Genomic DNA, 20834 nt, shown 5'->3' on the forward strand with positions numbered 1-20834 from the left:
GGCCAGGTCCGGTCACATTGCGAGCCCAGCCTTGCTCACCACGGCCTCTCAGGGGCGGGTACTCGATCATGGGGAGCAAGCATGCGACGGCTCGGAACCACACTGTCGGCGCTCGCGTTGGCGGGCGCCGGGCTCGCGGGAACGGTGGGTACGGCGCAGGCCGCCACCACTGCGTCGGCCACCGCCGCGTCGACGCAGCCGGCGGTGTGTGAGACCGGGTGGGGAAGCCTCGAGAAGCACCTGTGGTCCGCGGACGACCACAAGCCCCCGCTGACGAACATCAGGACCGGGCAGCACGAGTGCTTCGACCGCATGGTCCTCGATTTCAAGGGCGGCTCGACCGGCTCGACCGGCTACCAGGTCAAGTACGTCGACAAACTGACGACGCCCGCCACGGGAGAGATCCCCATCGAGGGTGGGGCGATCCTGCAGATCGCCGTGGACCCGAACTACGACCCGGCCACCGGCACCAAGTCCTACCCCGGGCAGCACGGCCAACCGCTGCCCGGAGTGGACGTCACCGGCTACAAGACCTTCAGGGACACCCGCTACGCGGACGCCCTGGAGTCCGAGGCGCGGGTGGGAGTCGGCGTCCGGGCCCGGCTGCCGTTCCGGGTGACGCAGTCGGGCGATCACCTGATCGTCGACGTCGCCCACTCCTGGAACGCCACCTCGTAAGCCCGGCGCCTCGCCCCTGTACAAAGCCCGGCCGGGCTGCTCGCGAGACTCCCGGCCGGGGGGATCACTTGTGTGGGCCTGTGAGCGTCGCGCAGATGGCGAAAGCGGTGAGCGTCTGGTTTGTCTGGCTTGTGTTGACGGCCACGGCCCTCCACGTGTCCGGCCCCCCGGGACCATCCGGCCCCGCGCCATAGGACCCGGTCACTTCCAGAGCTGGGCTGATCGTTCCGAAGCCGCCGCCGGTGAGAGTGGTTCCTGCCGGGCAGGGGGCGTCAGCGCTGCCGAACGAATTGGGCGGCACTACGACGGCGGGCCCCTCAACCTGCTGCGTGGTGAAGCCGACTCCGCCTCCGCCTCCCCCTCCGCCTTCTCCGGCGGCTGCGACTCCAGCGCTCGCGGCGAGCAGGACGCCGACAGCGGCGCCAAGAGCGACGATCTTGGGCATGCGGAACATGTTGACTCCCTCACAGTGGGTCGCATGGTGGGTCGAGACTGCAAGAGAATCGTGTGCGCCCCGGCACCCAGCCGCTTGCCGGAAGACCTGTCCGAGTGACAGCCCTGTCCCGGTACAACTGCGGCCGACGCGTTCAACACGGCTCAAGGTCAGGAACTCGGTCGCGGGGTCGATCGTGGCGCCGCGAATGACCGCAGCTTCCCGAGCTGAGAACCCAGGCCACCGGAGCCAACGGGTACGTTGCGGGGATGCCGACGGAGTCCGTGCCAACCTGTCCCCAGTGCGGTGGCCCGTTGAAGGCCGGCGCGGTGGCGCTTTGTCGCCGCGAGGAGGACGACCGCCGCACCTGCCGGGTGGTCTGGGGCTGCTCCAACCAACACATCTGGTGGAAGTGGGCCGACCGGCCGACCGCCCCGCTGGAGCTCTGTCCCTACCCGGGGCTGATGGGCGGCTGACATCCGCGCCTGACATCAAGGACGCCGGACAGGGGTGTCCATCAGTAGCCTGTTGAAAGCCCAGGTCAGCCGTTGTCGGGCAATCGGGTTTCCCCCGAGGGGTGGCAGTCCGGCAAGATGGGGTGTATCTGCCCACTGCCTGATTTCAAGCTGCCGGACGGTTTCTCTTGGCTGAGTACATCTACACCATGCGCAAGACGCGCAAGGCACACGGCGACAAGGTCATCCTTGACGACGTAACGCTGAGCTTCCTGCCCGGCGCGAAGATCGGTGTGGTCGGGCCGAACGGCGCCGGTAAGTCCACCGTTCTCAAGATCATGGCGGGGCTCGAGCAGCCCTCCAACGGTGACGCGTTCCTGTCGCCCGGTTACACCGTCGGCATGCTGCTGCAGGAGCCGCCGCTCGACGAGTCCAAGACCGTGCTGCAGAACGTGCAGGACGGCGCCGCCGAGGTCATGGGCAAGCTGAAGCGGTTCAACGAGGTCGCCGAGCTGATGGCGACCGACTACTCGGACGCGCTGCTCGACGAGATGGGCAAGCTGCAGGAGGACCTGGACCACGCCAACGCGTGGGACCTGGACACCCAGCTGGAGCAGGCCATGGACGCCCTGGGCTGCCCGCCCGGCGACTGGCCTGTCACCAACCTCTCCGGTGGTGAGCGCCGCCGGGTCGCGCTGTGCAAGCTGCTGCTGGAGGCCCCCGACCTGCTGCTGCTCGACGAGCCCACCAACCACCTGGACGCCGAGTCCGTGCAGTGGCTGGAGCAGCACCTCGCCAAGTACCCCGGCACCGTCGTCGCCGTCACCCACGACCGGTACTTCCTCGACAACGTCGCCGAGTGGATCCTGGAGCTCGACCGCGGTCGCGCCCACCCCTACGAGGGCAACTACTCCACCTACCTCGACACCAAGGCGAGCCGTCTCAAGGTCGAGGGGCAGAAGGACGCCAAGCGTGCGAAGCGCCTGAAGGAAGAGCTCGAGTGGGTGCGGTCCAACGCCAAGGGGCGTCAGGCCAAGTCCAAGGCGCGTCTCGCTCGCTACGAGGAGATGGCCGCCGAGGCCGACAAGATGCGGAAGCTGGACTTCGAGGAGATCCAGATCCCGCCGGGTCCGCGGCTCGGCTCCATCGTCGTCGAGGTCGACAACCTCTCCAAGGCCTTCGGCGAGAAGGTCCTCATCGACGGTCTCTCCTTCACGCTCCCGCGCAACGGCATCGTCGGGGTCATCGGCCCGAACGGCGCCGGCAAGACCACCCTCTTCAAGATGATCCAGGGACTCGAGACTCCGGACTCGGGCTCGATCAAGGTCGGCGAGACCGTCAAGATCTCCTACGTCGACCAGAGCCGCGAGAACATCGACCCGAAGAAGACGCTGTGGGCCGTCGTCTCCGACGAGCTGGACTACATCAACGTCGGGCAGGTCGAGATGCCGTCCCGCGCGTACGTCTCGGCCTTCGGGTTCAAAGGGCCGGACCAGCAGAAGCCGGCCGGGGTGCTCTCCGGCGGTGAGCGCAACCGGCTGAACCTCGCGCTCACCCTCAAGCAGGGCGGCAACCTGCTGCTCCTCGACGAGCCGACCAACGACCTCGACGTCGAGACCCTCAGCAGCCTGGAGAACGCGCTGCTGGAGTTCCCGGGTGCGGCCGTGGTCGTCTCCCACGACCGGTGGTTCCTCGACCGGGTCGCCACGCACATCCTCGCCTACGAGGGTGATTCCAAGTGGTTCTGGTTCGAGGGCAACTTCGAGTCGTACGAGAAGAACAAGATCGAGCGACTGGGGCCGGACGCCGCGCGTCCGCACCGCGCCACCTACAAGAAGCTGACCCGGGGCTGATCGGTCTTGCGCCACCTCTACCGTTGCCCGCTGCGCTGGTCGGACATGGACGCGTACGGTCACGTCAACAACGCGGTCTTCATCCGCTACCTGGAAGAAGCCCGCATCGATTTCCTGTTCCGCCCGGAGAAGGACTTCAAGCAGGGGTCCGTGGTGGCGCGCCACGAGATCGACTACAAGCGGCAGCTCGTCCACCGGCACACACCCGTGGACATCGAGCTGTGGATCACGGAGATCAGGGCGGCGTCCTTCACGATCACCTACGAGGTGAAGGACGACGACCAGGTCTACGTCCGGGCCTCGACGGTGGTCGTGCCGTTCGACTTCGAGGCTGAGCGGCCGCGTCGGCTCACCGCCGAGGAGCGCGAGTTCCTCGCCGAGTACCAAGACGACGACAAGGATGCCGACAAGGAGGCCGTCGCCGCATGACGGTGCTCCACCTCGCCGACGAGGGGGAGGCGGCGGACCTCGCGGCCTTCCTCTCCCGGCTGCTCCACTACGACCGTGGAGCCGCGGTGCGCCTGCAGGCGGCCGGCACCGCGCTCGCCGTCTTCGGGCGTCCGCCGTCCTTCGAGGTGCTCGCGATCCGCGCCGTCCGGCTGGCCAAGCCGTACGAGAACGGCCTCGATGTCACGCTGGACGTGACGGTGTCGGCGGGTGAACTGCTGGAGTCCGTCGACGAGAGCGCCGCCACGGCCGCCGTCCCTGAGGCCGTCACCGGGCCGCCATGGGCCGGAGTGCTGCCACCGCGCGGCGGCTGGCGGCCCGAGCCGGGACTGCCCGCCCCGGACGCGCTGCGGGCGATGGTCGGGGCGGCCGTCGGCGAATTCCGGTCCCGTACCGAGGAGTTGGCGGACGAGCTGCGCACGCGCGCCGAACTCGACCGGATCGGCCGGGAGATCTGGTCCCGGACGGTCGGGGACACCGGTCTTCCCGTGCGGGCCGTGCACGCGGCCCAGTCGCTCGGATTCCTGCGGCCCTCGGCGAGCGCGGGCGACCTCGCGTTGCTCTCGCTCGGCGGCTGGCTGCGGCTGCGCACCCCGTACGGGTCGATCGCCGTACGGCGCACGGGACGGCTGGGGATGCTCGACGTCAGCGTCCGCTGACCCGGCCCCGGGCCGACCCCGGCAGACATCGGCCGAAACCGGGCCGCACCGGCCGAAACCGGCCCACGCACGCCGAGGCCGTCACTCCGGGGTGTTCACCATCGATGCCGCCGCGTACGTCAGGTAGTTCCACAGCGTCTGCTCGTGCTCCTCGGACAGGCCGATCTCGTCGACCGCGTCCCGCATGTGCTTCAGCCAGGCGTCGTGCGCGGCCCGGTCCACGACGAACGGGGCGTGACGCATGCGCAGGCGCGGATGGCCGCGGTTGTCGCTGTACGTCGTCGGACCGCCCCAGTACTGCATGAGGAACAGCGCGAACCGCTCCTCGGCCGGACCCAGGTCCTCCTCCGGGTACATGGGCCGCAGGATCGGGTCCTCGGCGACTCCCTGGTAGAAACGGTGGACCAGCCGGCGGAAGGTCTCCTCCCCACCGACCTGCTCGTAGAAGGTCTGCTCCTGAAGCGTGCCGCGCCGAATCTCTTTCACGTCTCCCATGGTCTCAGACGGGTGGACGGAGGACTGAAGGCTTAGGACCACGGGGCACGGCACGGCACGGCACGGCACTGCACTGCACTGCACTGCACTGCACTGCACCGCACCGCACTGCGCGGCCCGGTCCCACCACGTTCGCCTCGGGGCGGGTTCCGCCGCACAGTGGAGGCATGGGCGCCCACGTGGTGGACAGGGAACTGGAGGACCTCGCCGTCTCGGCGCGGGCCGCGCTGGTCCGTGAGATCGAGGCGAGCGGGGCGTTCGCGGCCGACCCGGGCTGGCGGGCGGCCTTCGCGACGGTCCCGCGCCACCTCTTCGTGCCGTACTACTACGTCAGCGGCGGCGGCGTCGTCGGCGGCTGCGACCGGCGCTGGGGCGAGAGCCCCGACCCGCGCACCAGGGAACGCTGGGTGCGCGGCGCCTACGAGGACGTGCCGCTGGCCACCCGGCTGCGCGACGGCGTGCTGCTCTCCTCCAGCAGCCAGCCCTCGCTGATGGCGCTGATGCTGGCCGAGCTGCGGGTCGAGGGCGGCGACCGGGTCCTGGAGATCGGGGCGGGGACGGGGTACAACGCGGCGCTGCTGGCGTACCGGCTCGGCGAGGAGAACGTCACCACCGTCGACCTCGACCCCGAGATCACCGAGTCCGCCCGCCGGCACCTCGCCGCCGCCGGATATCGGCCGACCGTCGTCACCGGGGACGGGGCGCGCGGAGTTCCCGAACGCGCCCCCTTCGATCGGATCATCGCGACCTGCACGTTGACGTCGATCCCGCGCGCCTGGCTCGCCCAGTGCACCCCCGGCGCCCTGATCCTGGCGCCGCTGGCCACCGGGCTGATCGCGCTGACCGTGCGGGACGCCGGATACGGCGAGGGGCGCTTCCTGCCCACCGCGGCCTACTTCGTGCCACTGCGCGGATCGGAGCGCCCCGAGCCGGAGCCGGTGGCGCTCGCCGGGGTGCCGCGCCGGGCCCGGGAGAACGAGCTGTTCCGCTTCCTGCTGACCCTGACCCGGGGCACCCTCGACCCCCAGGAGGCCTTCGCCCTGTGGGAGCGCGAGGGCAGGCCGGGACGGGAGCGCTACGGCATCACGGTCGCCGCCGAGCACGCGTGGGCGTGGTTGGACGAACCGGAGGGCCCGTACGCGTGGCCCCTGCCCGGTTCGTCGGCCCCCGGCCTCGTCGAGGTCTAGGTGTCCCGACCCGCAGCGTTGTTCACCCGCAGCGTTGTTCACGCGGCTGATCGGTGGCAGACCACCGGATGCCGGGAACGTGGCTCAGCCGCGGCGGATCGTGATCGTCGTCCAGGCGCCCACGTGCACCTGGTCGCCGTCCTGCAGCGGTACCGGTACGAACGGCTGGATCGGTTCTTCCGAGCCGTTGACCGTCGTGCCGTTCGTCGAGTTCTGGTCGACGACCGCCCAGCTGCCGTCCGGCTGCTGGACCAGCACCGCGTGCTGGTGCGAGACGCCCGGGTCCTCCGGCGGCACCGACAGGTCTATGTCGGGGGTCTCGCCGGTGGAGTGACGGCGGCGGCCGATGGTGATCTGGTTGCCGGTGAGCGTGCGCTGCTGCTCGGGCGAGTACGCGGGCAGGTTCAGGCCCGCGGCCTCGGGGCCCGAGCGGTGCATCATCGCCATGAAGTACGAGCGGTCCGGGCCGATGGTCGCCGTCCAGGTCGCCGGCTGCTGCGGGAACGCCGGACCGGGCGGGGGCGGGGCCTGTGTGGCGCCGGGCTGCGGGTAGCCGTAGCCACCGCCGCCCTGGGCGTTGCCGGGGCCACCGGGGCTTCTGGGGTCGCCCTGCCCGGGGCCGGTGTTCGACGGCGGGGAGATCACCCAGTCGTCGTCACCGCCGCCGAAGGGCTGACCGCCCTGCTGCGGACGGCCCGTCTCCTGCGGGTACCCGGACGGGGCCGACGGACCGGACGGCTGGAACGCCTGCGGAGCCTGAGGCCCACCCTGACCTCCGGGCCCACCCTGCCCTCCGGGACGCCCCTGACCCCCGGGGCCACCTTGACCCCCAGGACCCCCAGGACCTCCGGGGCCGCCGAAGCCTCCCTGGCCCGGGAAGCCGGGGCCGGCCGTGGGCGTGGGTCCGGGCGGCGGCGGAACCGGCCGCGACGGGTCGCCGCCGAAGCCGGACGGACCACCGGGCCCCCCGGGACCTCCAGGGCCACCGGGACCCGACGGGCCGGGGCCGGGCGGGCCCGGAGGGCGGCCACCGGGGCCGGACGGCTCGCGCCCGAACGGGTCGCCGGACGGACCCGAAGGCTCGCGTCCGAAGGGGTCGGAGGACTGCCCGTTCTGCTCACGCCGGTAGGGATCCCCGGGCGGGCCGGGGGGACGGCCACCAGGACCGGAGGGCGGCCCGAAGGGGTCGCCGCCCGGACCCGCCGGACCGGAAGGGTCACGTCCGAAGGCACCCGGCGGGGGACCGCCGGGCCTGCCCTGGCCACCAGGACCGCCCTGGCCACCAGGACCGCCCTGCCCGCCAGGACCCCCGGTCCGCCCCGACGGGTCGCCGCCGAACGGCGGGCCCGACGGGATCGGCTCGGCGGGACGATTCACCTGTGACGGACGGGAGCTCTGGTAATCGAACGCATCACTGCCCCCGTACGACGGAGGCGGCGGCTGGAAGCGCGCGTCAGGACCGCCGCCACCCCCGGGCCCGGGGCCGAAGCCCTGCCCCGTACCAGGACCGGCACCCGGACCCGGCGCGGGCGGGCGCGGTGCGGCCGGGGTGTACGAGGTCGCCGTGTTGGTCAGGAAGTTCCACCGGCACTCCTCGCAGAACGGCGCACCGCCCTCACGGGGCGTACGGCACTGCGGGCAGAGCTCGGGCTCGTGGTCCGGTACGGAGGACAGGTGCCGTCCGCCGGGCGGGCCGGGCTGGCCGCCCTGGCCGGGGCCCTGCGGGGGCGGCGGGAAGCCGTAGCCGCCGCCGGCGGTGGGGGGCGGCGGGGGAGGGGGCGGAGGTACGGCACCGGCCATGCGGTGACCGCAGACCTCGCACCAGTCGTCGGAACCCGACTGGTGTCCGTTCGGGCAGGTCGGCATGTCGGCGCGTCCCCCTCTCTGCTTCGGTGTCCCAAAAGCGCTTTCAGGTCACTTCTTTACACGAACAGTCTTTGTGGACCGGGTCTCGAGCGTCATCTCGTCGGCGTCCGCGACCTTCGCCTTCAGTCGCACAGTACCTGTCGTGGCATCGACCACGTCCACCACCTTCGCAAGCAGTTTCGCAGTATCCGCGTTCCCCGAGACGCTCGCGAGCTGAACGGCCCGGCCCAGTTTGGCCGTTGCTCCATCCATATCGCCCGCTTTGCGCAGGTCGAGCCCCTGTTGGATGACCTGTGCCAGTTCGGCCTGGCCCGTGTAGTGGGCGACCTGCGGGTTGATCGAAGTGGAGGCGGCCATGTCGTCGGTCCACACGGCCCGTACGAGACCCTGCGCGCCCAGGTTCTGGACGCCGCCGTCGGACTGCGGAATGACCAGGGACACCCGTGCGGCCAGCATCTCCTGGCCGATGTTCGCCGTCGGGACCTCGACGCACACGTGGTAGTCGCGGGACTCGTCGCCCCAGGATCCGGTGGGGTAGTCGCCCGCGCGCGGGCCCGCCTCTGTGCGGCGTCCGGTCAGTTCCTCGACCGTCGGCGCGACCTGCTTGACGAACTTGATGGTGGTGCCGACCGGGGTCCACAGCCGCAGGGCGACGTCCGCGACCTCCTTGCCCATCGCCGTCTCCATCATCTGCGTGAAGTCGGCGGCGAGGCCGGCCGGGTCGGCGACGATGTCGGCGGTGCCGAGCAGCGCGGAGGCGATCCCTGTGACTTCTTTCACTTCCCAGTCGGTGCCCACGCCACGGGCGTCACAGGTGAAACGTCCGGCGCAGTCGTCGAGGGCGGCCTTGAGGTCCTGCGGCGCCTCGTGCTCGTTGCGGCCGTCGGTGAGCAGGATGCCGTGCCGGATGGCGACGTCGGCGGTGGACAGCAGCCGGTCGGCCAGGCGCAGCCAGGTGCCGATCGCCGTGCCGCCGCCCGCGCTGAGCCGGCGCAGCGCCTGCTTGGCCTGCTCGCGGGTGGTCGCGTCGGCCACCGCCAGCCGCCCGCCGCCCGGGTAGACCTCCTTGGCGACGTGCGTTCCGCCGATCACCGCGAAGTGCACGCCGTCGCGCAGCGTGTCGACGGCGGCGGCGGTGGCGTCGCGGGCGTTGCGCATCTTGGCCGGCGGGTAGTCCATCGAGCCGGAACAGTCCACCATGATCGCCACGGCGGCGGACGGGCCCTGGCCCGGCGAGTAGAGGTGCGGCGCGGCGACCGCGCTGCCCACCGTGCCGCCGCCGGTGGCGGTCACCGTGACGATCGCGTTGACCTCGCGCCCGCCCTCCGGCAAATACTCGTTCTGATAGACGTCCATCGAGAACTGCGGCACGTTCGACTTCGAGAAAATGGCCATGCCTGCTCAAATCCCCCTCGGAAACCCCACCCTCGTGGAGTGATGTCTGGATACGGACCGGTCCCCACCGGTCCGTAGCGTGCTTCCCCGTGTTGCCTGTGTTTTCCCGTGTTTCCGGTTTGCGGCCCTCAGGCCGATCCTGCCCCCTGTGCGGGGGCGGGGAACGGCACGACGGCCACTGTTACGTTGTCGTGGCCCCCGCCGTCCAGGGCGTGACCGACGAGAACGCGTGCGCTGTGCAGGGGGCGTACGGAGGCGTCCGGCGGGACGACCTCGGCCATCTCCTCCGCCGCCTCGGCGTAGTTCCACAGGCCGTCCGTGCAGACCACCACCACACCGGGCCGGTCGGGTTTGAAGGACGCGGTGTGCGGCTCCAGTTCGTAGGCGTCAGCGCCGAGCCAGCCGGTGATCGCGTGGGCGCGCTCGTCGGCGTAGGCCTCCGCCTCGCTCATCAGTCCCGCGGCGACCATCTGCGCGGCCCAGGAGTCGTCCTCGGTGAGCCGGGCGGGCGGCGAGGTGCGGTCTTCCGGGACCCAGTAGGCGCGGCTGTCGCCGACCCAGCCGACGACCAGCAGCCCGGGCGTGACGACCGACCCGACCAGGGTGCAGGCGGGGGCGTTCTGGTGCGGGGCGTGCTCGCGGGCGGTGGCAGGCTCGTCGGCCAGTGCGTTGACCGCGTACGAGGCGGCGACGATCGCCTCGTGCATGGCCTGCTGCGGGTGCGTGCCCTGTGGCAGGGCCGCGAGCAGCGACTGGCTGGCCGCCTTCGACGCGGCGAGGGAGGCGTCGTCGGGGCGGGTCGCGGAGGACACGCCGTCACAGACGATCGCGACGAGCGCGGGGGAGCCGTCGGGCAGGGCGGTGCGGCCGAGACCGAAGGCGTCCTCGTTGCGGTGGTGGCGCAGTCCGCGGTCGCTGACGGCGGCCAGCGGGCCCGACTCCAACTCCATGTGGTCGCGTTCGCGGGGCTGGGCGTGCCCGCAGTTCTCGCAGTACCCGTCGTCGTCGACGCGGCCCGCGCGGCAGGCCACGCACACCTTGGAGGTCTCGGCCACCGCGGCGGCCTCGGCGGCCACCCGGGGGTCCGGCGCCTGAAGGGCGTACTCGTCCGGCTCCGAGGGTCGATCGAACCGCACCCCGGAGACACCGCCGGCACCGCTGCCACCGCCCGCGCCGGAGTCACCACCGACGCCGGGCACGGCACCGACGCCGGGCACGGCACCGACGCCAGGCACGCCGCCCACGCCGGGGACGGTGCTCACACCGGTGCCCGACACGGTCGTACCGCTCACCGGGGTCCCCTCCGCGGGAGCCGGCTCGGTCGAGCCGTTCATCGTGAGGGTCGGATGGTCGTCCGGTCCGGGCGGCACGGTGGACAGGTCGTATCCGCACGCACCGCAGAAACGGTCAGCCGCGTCGAGCGGCTCCGCGCAGCTCGGACACGTCGGCAGGGCGGCCTGCCGGGGCATCTGCGACATCAACTACACCCACGTCCGGGGGCGGTAACGATTGGCACGTTCCACCAGGTCGATCCTCTCCTCGCCGCCGGTCGCCAGCCGGGCCAGCGTGCGGTACGAGCGCTCCAGGCCGAAGCGCAGCCCCCGCTCGTCCAGTTCGCTGCCGAGCAGCGCCCGCCGGGCGTCCGGTCCCGCGCCCCGGCCACCGGAGAGTATCCAGTCGAGGGCACAGCCGAGGACTTCGGCGGACAACTGCTCGCGCCGCTTCGGATCCAGACCGTACGCGTCCAGCGCCTCGACCTGGGCCGCGGCGGCGGTGAGGTCCTCCAGGAAGGGTACGTCGGAGGCGAGCGCCGTCCGCTGCCGGAGCCGGGCGCGCACGGCCGCCACCCGGGCCGCCGTGTAGTGGATGGAGGACTCCGGCACCGACTCCAGCGTCCGTACGGCGCTCTTGCGGTCCCCGGCGGCGAGCTGGACGCGCGCCAGGCCGAACGCGGAGCTCACATAGCTGGGGTCGGTCGACCACACCAGGCGGTAGTACTCGGCGGCGTTGTCGAGCTGGCCCAGCACCTCCGCGCACAGGCCGAGCGCCAGCTTGGGCGCGGGTTCGCCGGGGAAGGCGTCGTAGATCGCGTCGAAGGCGAGCGCGGCGCCCTCGTGATCGCCGGTGACCAGCGAGGCCACGCCCCGGTACCAGACCACCCGCCAGTCGTCGGGCCGTTCGTCCTCCAGTTTCTGAAGGGACATGAGGGCGGCCTGGTGGTCGTCGTTCTCCAGCCAGGCGCGGATCTGCCGCAGCCGGGTCTCGACCGACGGCGCCGGCGCGGCGGTGAGCGCCGTGATCAGCTCGCCGGGCGCGGACGTCAACAGGCCTGCGAGGAAGCCCGCGTTGGGGTCGGAGGGGTCGACGTGCGGGACGGGCAGCGCGAGGGCCGCGGCGGGCGCCGGGACGGTCTTCACCAGGCCGCCGGGAACGACACCGGACCCACCGCCGGACGACACCGGGACACCGCCGGTACCCGTACCTGTGCCCGCACCCAGGCCCGTACCGGCCGTCGGCAGCGCGCCGCCGGGGGTGCCCGCGAAGGCGAGGGCAGGGACGGCCCCGCCGGACGGCGCAAGCGCACCCCCCGAACCCCCCGAACCACCGGCACCACCGGTCCCGCCCGTGCCGCCGCCGAGGGCCGTCGTGGCTCCCGAACTCCCGAACAACCGCCCGGACTTGACCGCGACCCGGGCCCCCAGCCGGGACACCTCGCCGTCCAGCTTCGGGAACAGCTCGGTGTCCGTGACCTTGATCTCGGGTCCGAACAGGGTCGACAGCGCGGGCCGCGCCCGGCCGCTCTGCAGCGAGACGACCTCGCGCAGCACGCCCGTCAGCTGCTCCGCCATCTCCTGCGCCGAGGCGAACCTGCGGGCCGGGTCGGGGTCGGTGGCGCGGACGAGAAGCCGGTAGAAGGACTCGTACTGGCGGAAGACCTCGATGTTGTCGGGGTCGGGCAGGGAGTCGACGAAGACGGTCGTGTAGCCCTGGAAGTCGAACGTCAGGACGGCGAGCGTACGGCCCACCGTGTACAGGTCGGACGCGACGGACGGGCCGACCTCCGCGACCTCCGGGGCCTGGTAGCCGACCGTGCCGTAGATGGCCGACTCGTCGTCGTCCATGCGCCGGACCGCGCCCATGTCGATCAGCTTGAGCTCGTCCTGGCTCTGGATCGCGTTGTCGACCTTGAAGTCGCAGTACAGCAGGTTGCGGCTGTGCAGGTGGCCGAGCGCCTCGAGCGCCTCGATGCCGAACGCGCAGGCCTGCTCGACGGGGAGCGGATCCCGCTTGCCCTGCGGTGTGCGGCGGTCGTTGGCGATCTCCTTCAGGGACTTGCCGCCGATGTACTCCATGACGATGTAGCCATCGAGCGAGCCGGTGCGCTGGTCGAGGTGCTCGACGAAGCTGTAGATCCGCACGATGCTGGCGTGCTCGATCTCGGAGAGGAAGCGCCGCTCGGAGATGGCCGCGGCCATCGCGTCCTGGTCACCGGTGTCCAGGAGACCCTTCAGGACGACCCACCGGTCGCCCACCGGGCGGTCGATGGCCAGGTAGATCCAGCCGAGACCGCCGTGCGCGAGGCAGCCCACGACCTCGTACTGGCCGTGCACGACGTCGCCGGCCTTCAGCTTCGGCACGAAGGAGTACGGCTGACCGCACTTGGTGCAGAAGCCCTCCGTGCGCCCCTTCTGCTCGCCGCGCGAACGCCCCACCGGCGCGCCGCAGTCGGAGCGCGAGCAGAACCGCTTGCGCTCGGGCACCTCGGGGTTGTCGAGGACCATCGCGCGCGGGTCGGGACGCGGCACCTGCGGCACCGAGACCAGGCCGGCGCCGAGCCGGGCCCGCCCGGAGGAGCCGGCCGCGGAGCCGGAGGAGCGCACCGACACCGAGCGGCCCGTCGACTTGCCCGACAGCGAGCGCGACAGCCGCCCCGACACCGAGCGCCGCGACTTCGCCGACTGCGACGACGTACGGGAACTGCGGGAACTGCGGGCGCTGTGCGCGCCGGAGCGTGAACTCCCGCTGTCCGACGAGCCCTTGCCGCCCGCGGTCACCCCGGTCGGCGGTGAGCCGACCATGCCGCTCTTGGAGACGACCGGGGCCAGACCGCAGGTGTCGCAGTACAGCTCACCGCCGCCCACGTCCTCGTACGACCCCTCGCAGCCCGGCCGCTGACACGACTGCCCTGCCTGACTCATGGCTACTGCTCCCCCCTACGGTCCTCGAAGCCGCCCTGATCCGGCACGCGCGGGGCGGCCAGCAGTTCGGCGGCGGCCTGCTGGTAGCGCAGGACGGCCTGTCCGGCGACGCGCAGATCGCAGGGCGCGCTCCACAGCATGCGGCGCGCCGCGTCGTAGCGCTCGATGAGGAACGGGTCTTCGGCGAGCCCGTGCCGGGCGACCTTCGCCTTGTACGCGTCGAGGCGGCCGCGCAGCTCCGCGCGGACCGCCAGCGGCTGGGTGACCGCGGTCAACGACTCGCGGGCACGCAGCAGTTCGTCCTCGGCCTTCTGCTCCAGGGTCTCCAGGAGCGGCGACAGACGGTGCCACTGGGCCTGCCTGCGGTACTCGGCGGCCGTCGCGAGCTGCTCCTGGAGCACGGTCGGCGGGCCGCTGACCACCGGCACCTCGGTCGCGGCGATCTTCGCGAGCACCTCGCCGCGCGCGGTGCGCGCCTCGGCGAGTGTGCGGTCGGCGCGGCTGAGGATGTCCCGCAGCTTCACCAGCCGCTGCTCGGCGTCCTGACGGACCGTCAGGACAGCGTCGATCTCCCGGCGTACGTCCTCCAGGGCGCGCGCCTCACGGTCGTACACCGTGGTGTCGGGACGGCCACCGCCCGGTGCCGAACTGCCCTGCGCGCGCACCCAGTACGCGAGCGGGTCCGACACCACCTGCTCGCGCAGGGCGGTCAGCGTGTGCGTGATGCGTTCCAGGTCGTCGCCCGCCGGGTGCTCGCCCGGGCGCACACCCACGGAGTGGGCGAGCCGGCGGGTGCGCTGGAGCTCCGCGGCCAGTAAATCTATCCGCGCGGGCAGCGCCGACCACACCGCGTCGGCGGCGACGACCATGTCCAGCGACGAGGCGTACAGCTCGTTCATGCGGTCGACGAGGGTGGTGAGGGAGAAGCTCTGGCTGAGCTTGCCCGAGCCGTGCAGCGTCGGCGCGCCGGCCAGGGCGGCGGCCGACCCGGCCAGCGGCCCGGCGACCGATCCCGCGATCGATCCGGCGACGGTGACGGACTCCCCGCGCAGCAGCTCCGTCAGCTCCGCCAGGTCCTCACGGCTGGACCAGCGGCGGCGCGAACGGATCTCGCGGGCGCCGCGCAGCGCGTCCGTGTACGCGTCGAAGTACGCCCACAGCAGCGTGATCGACGCCTCCGCGGACGCCCAGCGCTCCTTGGTGACGCCGGTGAGTTCGGCGCCCTCCAGCAGCCTGCGGCCCGCGTGGTCCTGCAGGGCGAGAAGCGAGGTCTCGATCGCCTCGTGCTCCGCGCCGAGCCGCGCCAGCGCACGGTCGACCTCGTCCCGGTCCATCACCGGCCCGGGGGGTCCCGTGACGCCCATCGATCACCTCTCGCTGCCTTGTCGGTTCTACGCTCGGTACTCTGCCTGCCCGTCGGTCCGTCAACTCGTGCGCAGGTACTGCGGCGGCGTGGGCGGCTTCGACGTCGTCGCGTCAGTGCCCAGTGTCGCCGACAGCCACTTGTCGTACGAGGCCTGCCAGCCGCTCGCGCGGTACTCCACCAGGATCTGGTTGACCCGGCGTACCAGATCGCTCGCGTCCTTCTTCATCGCCACGCCGTAGTACTCGACGGTGAATGGCGCGCCCTTGAGCTCGACTGTTGGGTCCTGGGCCGCCTGACTGGCCGCGAGCGCGCCGTCGGTGACGACCGCGTCGACCTCGCCGAGCTGCAACCGGACCAGACAGTCGAGCTGGTTGGGGACGGTGGTGGCGATGTCGACGGTGGCGGGCAGCCGGCTCGCCTTCTTGTCGTCATCGAGCTTGGTGTTGGCCGTCGAACCGGTCGCCGTGCAGATCCTCTTCTTCGCCAGCGTGTCGTTGTAGCCGGTGATCGTCGAGGACTTGGGGGCGAGGACCTGCTGGCCCGTCTTGAAGTACGGCGCGGAGAACGCGACGTCGGAGAGACGGCCGCAGGAGATCGTCATCGTGCGCACGACCATGTCGACCCGGCCCTCCTGGATGGCCGGGATGCGCTGATTGGTCGGGATGGCCTTGAACTGGACGGCTTCCGGGTCGCCGAGGATGTCCTGGGCGATCCGGTGGACCAGGTCGATGTCGAAGCCCTCCAGCTCCGCGCCGGTGTTGTTGGGGTCGCGGTAGCCCCAGCGGTAGCTGTTCTGGTCGACGCCGACGATCAGCTTGCGCTTCTCGCCCTGCCGGGCCTTGATCGCGGCGATCGTCGGCCCGTCCGCGCTCGACGGCGCCAGCGTCTGCTTCTCGGGAGCCGTGCAGGCCGCGTCGGCCACCGGGCTGCCCTCGGCGGCGCCCCGGCCGCCCCGCCCCGCACTGGCGTCGCCGTGGGAGTGCGCCCACGGCAGCAGCAGCACGAAGGCCAGCGCGAGGGCGCAGACGGCCGCCATGGCCCCCACGCCGCCCCAGCCCTTCAGGCCGTCCCGCATACGTTGCGCACGCATCGCCACGCCCCCTTTCACCGGTACTCCGACAGCCTGCGGCCGATGCCGAGGACCGCGCCCGCGGCGCCCAGCACGGCGAGCACGGCGGCGCCGACCGCCAGGCCGGTCATCGCGTCCAGACCGTCCCCGGCCGCCTGCTGGAACTCGACCTGCTCGTGCGCCAGCGCGTCCGCGAGGTTCTGGTCGACGTTGTCGAAGCAGGCACCGGTCGCGTCCTTGCCGCCTATGACCAGGGCCAGCGCCTGCTCGTAGTTGCCGTTGTCGTCCTGCGAGCGGGCCGCGGTGTGGCGCTTCTTCCACTCCGCCATGTTGCTCTCGGCCGAGGCGACCGGCTTCTCGCCCGACTGGTCGTCGGCGAGCTTCGCCGCCAGGGTGAGGCCCTTGCCGAGGGCGGTCATGTCGGTGGCGAAGTCGTGGTCGTACTTGTCGAGCGTGACCTCTGCGCCGTCGGCCGACACCTTCACCGTCTCGGCGCCGCGGGCCACCAGCGTCAGGTTCTCGTTGCCGCGCGCCTTGAGGGAGGCGATCCGGGCGTCGTGCAGGACGTTCAGCGAACGGACGCCGTTGTCGTAGGAGTCGTTCAGACCCGCGCGGGCCACGCTGTGGCCGACGACCAGCCAGAGCAGGACGACAGCGGTGGCCCCCGACGCGGCGACCAGGCCGTGGTTCAGGACCCGGTTCGTGCGGCGGTAGTTGCGGTGCTGCGCCCAGGCGAGACCGGCCAGCGCGAGGACGCCCAGCGCGATCGCCGCCCACGGGTAGGGGGTGGCGTGGCCGTAGTCGTCCTGGAGGCGCTGGTTCTCCTTCTTGTAGAGATCCTCGGCCGCCGGGAGCATGTCCTGCTGCATCTTCTGGTTGGCGTACCGCAGATAGGCGCCGCCGACCGGGAAGCCCTGCCGGTTGTACGTCCGCGCGCGCTCCACCAGGCCCTTGTACTCGGGCAGCAGCTTGTTCAGCTTGGTGATGACCGCCGTGGAGGGGGAGCCGGGGTCGGCGTTGTTGGCCGCGGTGACGAGCTTGGAGGCGGCCTTGTCGATGTCGTCCTCGTAGCGCTGCCGGGACGCCGCCGTCTCCTGGCCGCCCGCCAGGAAGCCGCTGGAGGCGGCCGTGTTGGCGTCGGCGAGGGAGCGGTAGATGTCGGCGGCGGCCGCGCTGAGCGGCTGGCTCTTGTGCAGCACGTCGTCGGCGGCGGCTTCGCGGTCGGTCGTCTGCCAGGCCGTCACGGCGCCGAAGGCGAGGACGAGGAGCGCGAGGAAGGCGCCGATGATGCGCAGTCGGCCCGGCTCCGTGGTCGCCGCGGCGCGCGCCTTGTCGACGCCCTCGGCGAATGCCGTACGGCGTGTCGGCGGTGGTGTCGTACTGGTCGGCGGGTTCGCCAGGCTTGCCACTGTTTGACCTCCCCCATGGTCAGCTCCCGCCGGTAAGTATCGCTGGCGGGAGGTGTTGTGCGCACCGGCCTTCACTGGATCTTGATCAGATCGCAGTCACCCCTGTTCATGAATACGTCGTGGGCGCACATTCGGTTCCCTGGGGGCGGCAGGGCCGGGCCGCTCGAAGTAGGCCCGCACCGACCGCTGCACCTGAACCCCGGCGCCGAGTCGGTCGAGACCCAGCAGGGCCGCCCCCAGCACGGGACGTGCGCGCACCACGTTCGGCACCGCCTTCGGCGCCCTGGCCGCGAGCAGTTCCCGCACCCGGTCGTCCAGTTGCTCGTGGCCCGCCGTCAGGACTCCTCCGCCCAGCAGCACCGGCGTTTCCTCCTCCAGGAGCTCCAGACGGGTCAGCGCCACCGTCGCCATGGTGACCACCTCCTCCGCCAGGCGGTCGACGAGCGAGCGGGCCACGGAGTCGCCCGCGGTCGCCGTCGCGAACAGCACCGGGGTCAGTTCGTGGCGGCGGGACGGCGGGATGTGCTCCAGGTGCAGGGACTCGATCAGTGCGTACATGGACGGCAGGCCGAAGTGGGCCGGGAGCGTGCGGGCCAGGGCCGTGGGGGCGCCCCTGCCGTCCTCCGCGCGTGCCCCGTGCCAGACGGCCTCCTCGGCCAGGCCCCAGCCGCCGCCCCAGTCGCCGGAAAGGCGGCCCAGCGCCGGGAAGCGGGCGGTGCGGCCGTCGGGGCGCATGCCCACGCAGTTGATACCGGCGCCGCAGACGACGGCCACGCCCAGGGGGTCGGCCACGCCCGCCCGCAGGATCGCGAAGGTGTCGTTGCGCACGTCCACGGACCCGCCCCACGCGCGCGCGTGCAGGGCGGCCGCCAACTGTTCCTCCTCGACCGGCAGGTCGGCGTTGGCCAGGCAGGCGGAGACATGGGTCGCCGTGTTGACGCCGGCTGTCCGGTACGCGCGCGTGACGGTGTCGGCCAGGGCGTCGACGGCCGTCTCCACGCCCACCGCGGGCGGGCGGAAGCCGCCGCCGCGGGCCGTGCCGAGGACCTCTCCGTCGGCCGCCACGACCGCTACGTCGGTCTTGCTGTTGCCCGCGTCGATGGCGAGCACACTTGCCGTCAGGCCCACGCGAGGTGCTCCCGGTTGTGTGCGATCAGTCGGTCGGTCAGCTGCTCGGCGTACTCGTACTGGGCGACCAGCGGGTGGGAGAGAAGCGCCTTGAAGACGCGGTTGCGGCCGCCGTGCAGGGCCGCGTCCAGGGCCAGGTCCTCATAGGCCGTCACGTTCGCCATCAGGCCCGCGAACAGGGGGTCCACCGGCGTTACGGGGAGGGGGGAGGCGCCCTTGGGGCCCACCGCCGCCTGGACCTCGATCACCGCGTCGTCCGGGAGGAAGGGCAGCGTGCCGTTGTTGCGGGTGTTGACCACCTGGTACGGGCTGCCGGAGCCGGTGAGCAGGGCCGCCGCCAGATCCACGGCCGCCTCCGAGTAGTACGCGCCGCCGCGCTTCGCCAGCAGCGCCGGCTTCTCGGCCAGCGCCGGGTCGGCGTACAGCGCCAGCAACTCGCGTTCCATCGCCGCCACTTCGGCCGCCCGCGACGGCTTGGTGCGCAGTTCCCGTACGACCTCGTCGTGCGCGTAGTAGTAGCGCAGGTAGTACGACGGGACCACGCCGAGGCGGTCCAGGACCTCGCGGGGCAGCCGCAGGTCGGCGGCGATCGCGTCGGCGTGGGTGGTCAGGAGGTCCGGCAGGACGTTCTCGCCCTCGGGGCCGTCCAGGCGGACCCCCGTCTCCCAGGTGAGGTGGTTGAGGCCCACGTGGTCCAGGTGGAGGTCGGCCGGGGTGACGTCGAGCAGTCCGGCGAACTTGCGCTGCAGGCCGATCGCCACGTTGCACAGGCCGACCGCCTTGTGGCCGGCCCCCAGCAGGGCCCGGGTGACGATGCCGACCGGGTTGGTGAAGTCGATGATCCAGGCGTGCGGGTTGGCGCGCCGGACGCGTTCGGCGATGTCCAGGACCACGGGGACGGTGCGCAGCGCCTTCGCCAGGCCGCCCGCGCCGGTCGTCTCCTGTCCTACGCAGCCGCACTCCAGGGGCCAGGTCTCGTCCTGCTCGCGGGCCGCCTGGCCGCCGATACGGAGTTGCAGCAGGACGGCGTCGGCGCCCTCGACGGCCGCGTCCAGGTCGGACGTCGTGACGATCCGGCCGGGGTGGCCCTGGCGGGCGAAGACGCGGCGGGCCAGCCCGCCCACCAGCTCCAGGCGTTCCGCCGCCGGGTCGACGAGGACCAGCTCCTCGACGGGGAGCGTGTCGCGTAGGCGTGCGAAGCCGTCGATCAGTTCGGGTGTGTAGGTCGAGCCGCCGCCGACCACGGTGAGTTTCATGCCTTGTTAACCCTTCACTCCGGTGAGGGTGACACCTTCGACGAACGCCTTCTGGGCGAAGAAGAACACGAGGATCACGGGGGCCATGACCAGCACGGTGGCCGCCATGGTGAGGTTCCAGTCGGTGTGGTGCGCGCCCTTGAAGGACTCCAGGCCGTAGGACAGGGTCCAGGCGGCCGGGTTCTCCGAGGTGTAGATCTGCGGGCCGAAGTAGTCGTTCCAGGCGGCGAAGAACTGGAAGAGCGCGATCGCCGCGATGCCGGGCTTGGCCATCGGCAGGACCACCTTCAGCAGGGTGCGCAGGTCACCGCAGCCGTCCACCTTCGCCGCGTCCACGTACTCGTCGGGGATCGTCATCAGGAACTGGCGCAACAGGAAGATCGAGAACGCGTCGCCGAACGCCAGCGGGATGATCATCGGCCACAGGGTGCCCGACAGGTCCAGCTGCTTCGCCCAGAAGAGGTACATCGGGATGACGACCACCTGGGGAGGCAGCATCATCATCGAGATCACCAGCATCAGCGTCAGATTGCGGCCCCGGAAGCGGAACTTGGCGAGCGCGTACGCGACGGGGACCGAGGACACGACGGTAAGGACTGTTCCCAGTCCGGCGTAGATCAGCGTGTTCTTCCACCAGGTCAGGAAACCGGGGGTGTCGAAGACCTTCCGGTAGTTGGCCCATTCCCAGGTGTGCGGGATCAGATCCCGGCTGAGCGCCTGCGAGTCGCTCATCAGGGAGGTCAGGAAGACGAACACGAAGGGGAGCGTGAAGAACAGGGCCGCCGCGACGCCGAGGGAGTGGACCGCGATCCATTCCAGGAGCGCCTTGCGGCGGGCCGTGCGCTCGGCGGGCGAGGCGGGCGCCTTCGACTCCACCTGCCCCGGTACTCGGGCCGTGCGCCGGGTCGCGCCCCGGGCCGTGTCGTGGGGCATGTCGTG

17 protein-coding genes are annotated in these 20834 nt (G+C 71.7%); 6 read left to right on the plus strand and 11 right to left on the minus strand.

Annotation, left to right across the window (positions count from 1 at the left end):
* Positions 1 to 81: 81 nt before the first annotated feature.
* From B5557_RS28880 to B5557_RS28900, 5 genes are all read left to right on the plus strand, one after another.
* Positions 82 to 678 (plus strand): AMIN-like domain-containing (lipo)protein, encoded by a 597-nt coding sequence (locus tag B5557_RS28880; protein WP_079662196.1) that lies wholly within the window; start codon positions 82 to 84, stop codon positions 676 to 678.
* A gap of 702 nt (positions 679 to 1380) precedes the next feature.
* Entirely contained in the window at positions 1381 to 1587 is a 207-nt protein-coding gene (locus B5557_RS28885) for a dehydrogenase (RefSeq protein ID WP_079662197.1), read from the plus strand.
* Between the two features lie 167 nt (positions 1588 to 1754).
* Complete coding sequence (ettA, locus tag B5557_RS28890) at positions 1755 to 3419, plus strand: energy-dependent translational throttle protein EttA (RefSeq protein ID WP_079662198.1); 1665 nt, start codon at positions 1755 to 1757, stop codon at positions 3417 to 3419.
* 6 nt (positions 3420 to 3425) lie between these two features.
* Positions 3426 to 3848, plus strand: a complete 423-nt coding sequence (locus B5557_RS28895; RefSeq protein WP_079662199.1) for an acyl-CoA thioesterase — start codon at positions 3426 to 3428, stop codon at positions 3846 to 3848.
* Entirely contained in the window at positions 3845 to 4525 is a 681-nt protein-coding gene (locus B5557_RS28900; RefSeq protein WP_079662200.1) for a hypothetical protein, read from the plus strand. The genes B5557_RS28895 and B5557_RS28900 overlap by 4 nt, the downstream gene beginning before the upstream one ends.
* 81 nt (positions 4526 to 4606) lie before the next feature.
* Here B5557_RS28900 and B5557_RS28905 read toward each other — a convergent pair whose 3' ends face one another.
* The gene (locus B5557_RS28905) at positions 4607 to 5020 is read right to left on the minus strand and encodes a globin (RefSeq protein WP_079662201.1); all 414 of its coding nucleotides are present in this window, start codon (positions 5018 to 5020) and stop codon (positions 4607 to 4609) included.
* 167 nt (positions 5021 to 5187) lie between these two features.
* On the opposite strand from B5557_RS28905, the gene B5557_RS28910 reads away from it, so the two are divergent.
* The gene (locus B5557_RS28910) at positions 5188 to 6207 is read left to right on the plus strand and encodes a methyltransferase domain-containing protein (RefSeq protein ID WP_079662202.1); all 1020 of its coding nucleotides are present in this window, start codon (positions 5188 to 5190) and stop codon (positions 6205 to 6207) included.
* Positions 6208 to 6291: 84 nt separating this feature from the next.
* On the opposite strand, the gene B5557_RS28915 is transcribed toward B5557_RS28910, so the two are convergent.
* The 10 genes from B5557_RS28915 to B5557_RS28960 form a co-directional block, all read right to left on the minus strand.
* The gene (locus B5557_RS28915) at positions 6292 to 8073 is read right to left on the minus strand and encodes an FHA domain-containing protein (RefSeq protein WP_079662203.1); all 1782 of its coding nucleotides are present in this window, start codon (positions 8071 to 8073) and stop codon (positions 6292 to 6294) included.
* A 48-nt stretch (positions 8074 to 8121) separates the two neighbouring features.
* Positions 8122 to 9468 carry a vWA domain-containing protein gene (locus tag B5557_RS28920; RefSeq protein WP_079662204.1) on the minus strand — a complete coding sequence of 449 codons (1347 nt, stop codon included), beginning with the start codon at positions 9466 to 9468 and terminating at the stop codon, positions 8122 to 8124.
* A gap of 128 nt (positions 9469 to 9596) precedes the next feature.
* Positions 9597 to 10946, minus strand: a complete 1350-nt coding sequence (locus tag B5557_RS28925) for a PP2C family serine/threonine-protein phosphatase (RefSeq protein ID WP_079662205.1) — start codon at positions 10944 to 10946, stop codon at positions 9597 to 9599.
* A gap of 3 nt (positions 10947 to 10949) precedes the next feature.
* Positions 10950 to 13667, minus strand: a complete 2718-nt coding sequence (locus B5557_RS28930) for a serine/threonine-protein kinase (RefSeq protein ID WP_079662206.1) — start codon at positions 13665 to 13667, stop codon at positions 10950 to 10952.
* A 2-nt stretch (positions 13668 to 13669) separates the two neighbouring features.
* Positions 13670 to 15031 (minus strand): hypothetical protein, encoded by a 1362-nt coding sequence (locus B5557_RS28935; RefSeq protein WP_079662207.1) that lies wholly within the window; start codon positions 15029 to 15031, stop codon positions 13670 to 13672.
* A 60-nt stretch (positions 15032 to 15091) separates the two neighbouring features.
* Positions 15092 to 16123, minus strand: a complete 1032-nt coding sequence (locus B5557_RS28940; protein ID WP_079665061.1) for a glutamate ABC transporter substrate-binding protein — start codon at positions 16121 to 16123, stop codon at positions 15092 to 15094.
* Positions 16124 to 16137: 14 nt separating this feature from the next.
* Positions 16138 to 17511: a hypothetical protein gene (locus tag B5557_RS28945; RefSeq protein WP_079662208.1), complete on the minus strand. Its 1374-nt coding sequence runs from the start codon at positions 17509 to 17511 to the stop codon at positions 16138 to 16140.
* Positions 17512 to 17607: 96 nt separating this feature from the next.
* Positions 17608 to 18639 carry an N-acetylglucosamine kinase gene (locus tag B5557_RS28950; RefSeq protein WP_079662209.1) on the minus strand — a complete coding sequence of 344 codons (1032 nt, stop codon included), beginning with the start codon at positions 18637 to 18639 and terminating at the stop codon, positions 17608 to 17610.
* On the minus strand, positions 18630 to 19895 hold the full coding sequence (locus B5557_RS28955) for a 6-phospho-beta-glucosidase (RefSeq protein WP_079662210.1): 1266 nt from the start codon (positions 19893 to 19895) through the stop codon (positions 18630 to 18632). Before B5557_RS28955 ends, B5557_RS28950 begins: the two co-directional genes overlap by 10 nt.
* Positions 19896 to 19901: 6 nt before the next feature.
* Positions 19902 to 20828, minus strand: coding sequence for a carbohydrate ABC transporter permease (locus B5557_RS28960; protein ID WP_231976482.1), 927 nt, complete (start codon positions 20826 to 20828; stop codon positions 19902 to 19904).
* Positions 20829 to 20834: the final 6 nt, after the last annotated feature.

It is taken from the genome of Streptomyces sp. 3214.6 (genome assembly GCF_900129855.1).
Taxonomy (GTDB): domain Bacteria; phylum Actinomycetota; class Actinomycetes; order Streptomycetales; family Streptomycetaceae; genus Streptomyces; species Streptomyces soliscabiei.

Bases quoted from the DNA above. Each gene is read 5' to 3' on its own strand.
- B5557_RS28880 (WP_079662196.1), top strand. From the start codon at position 82: ATGCGACGGCTCGGAACCACACTGTCGGCGCTCGCGTTGGCGGGCGCC.
- B5557_RS28915 (WP_079662203.1), bottom strand. From the start codon at position 8,073: ATGCCGACCTGCCCGAACGGACACCAGTCGGGTTCCGACGACTGGTGC.
- B5557_RS28920 (WP_079662204.1), bottom strand. From the start codon at position 9,468: ATGGCCATTTTCTCGAAGTCGAACGTGCCGCAGTTCTCGATGGACGTC.
- B5557_RS28960 (WP_231976482.1), bottom strand. From the start codon at position 20,828: ATGCCCCACGACACGGCCCGGGGCGCGACCCGGCGCACGGCCCGAGTA.
- B5557_RS28905 (WP_079662201.1), bottom strand. From the start codon at position 5,020: ATGGGAGACGTGAAAGAGATTCGGCGCGGCACGCTTCAGGAGCAGACC.
- B5557_RS28955 (WP_079662210.1), bottom strand. From the start codon at position 19,895: ATGAAACTCACCGTGGTCGGCGGCGGCTCGACCTACACACCCGAACTG.
- B5557_RS28885 (WP_079662197.1), top strand. From the start codon at position 1,381: ATGCCGACGGAGTCCGTGCCAACCTGTCCCCAGTGCGGTGGCCCGTTG.
- B5557_RS28900 (WP_079662200.1), top strand. From the start codon at position 3,845: ATGACGGTGCTCCACCTCGCCGACGAGGGGGAGGCGGCGGACCTCGCG.
- B5557_RS28935 (WP_079662207.1), bottom strand. From the start codon at position 15,031: ATGGGCGTCACGGGACCCCCCGGGCCGGTGATGGACCGGGACGAGGTC.
- B5557_RS28940 (WP_079665061.1), bottom strand. From the start codon at position 16,123: ATGCGTGCGCAACGTATGCGGGACGGCCTGAAGGGCTGGGGCGGCGTG.
- B5557_RS28930 (WP_079662206.1), bottom strand. From the start codon at position 13,667: ATGAGTCAGGCAGGGCAGTCGTGTCAGCGGCCGGGCTGCGAGGGGTCG.
- B5557_RS28910 (WP_079662202.1), top strand. From the start codon at position 5,188: ATGGGCGCCCACGTGGTGGACAGGGAACTGGAGGACCTCGCCGTCTCG.
- B5557_RS28925 (WP_079662205.1), bottom strand. From the start codon at position 10,946: ATGTCGCAGATGCCCCGGCAGGCCGCCCTGCCGACGTGTCCGAGCTGC.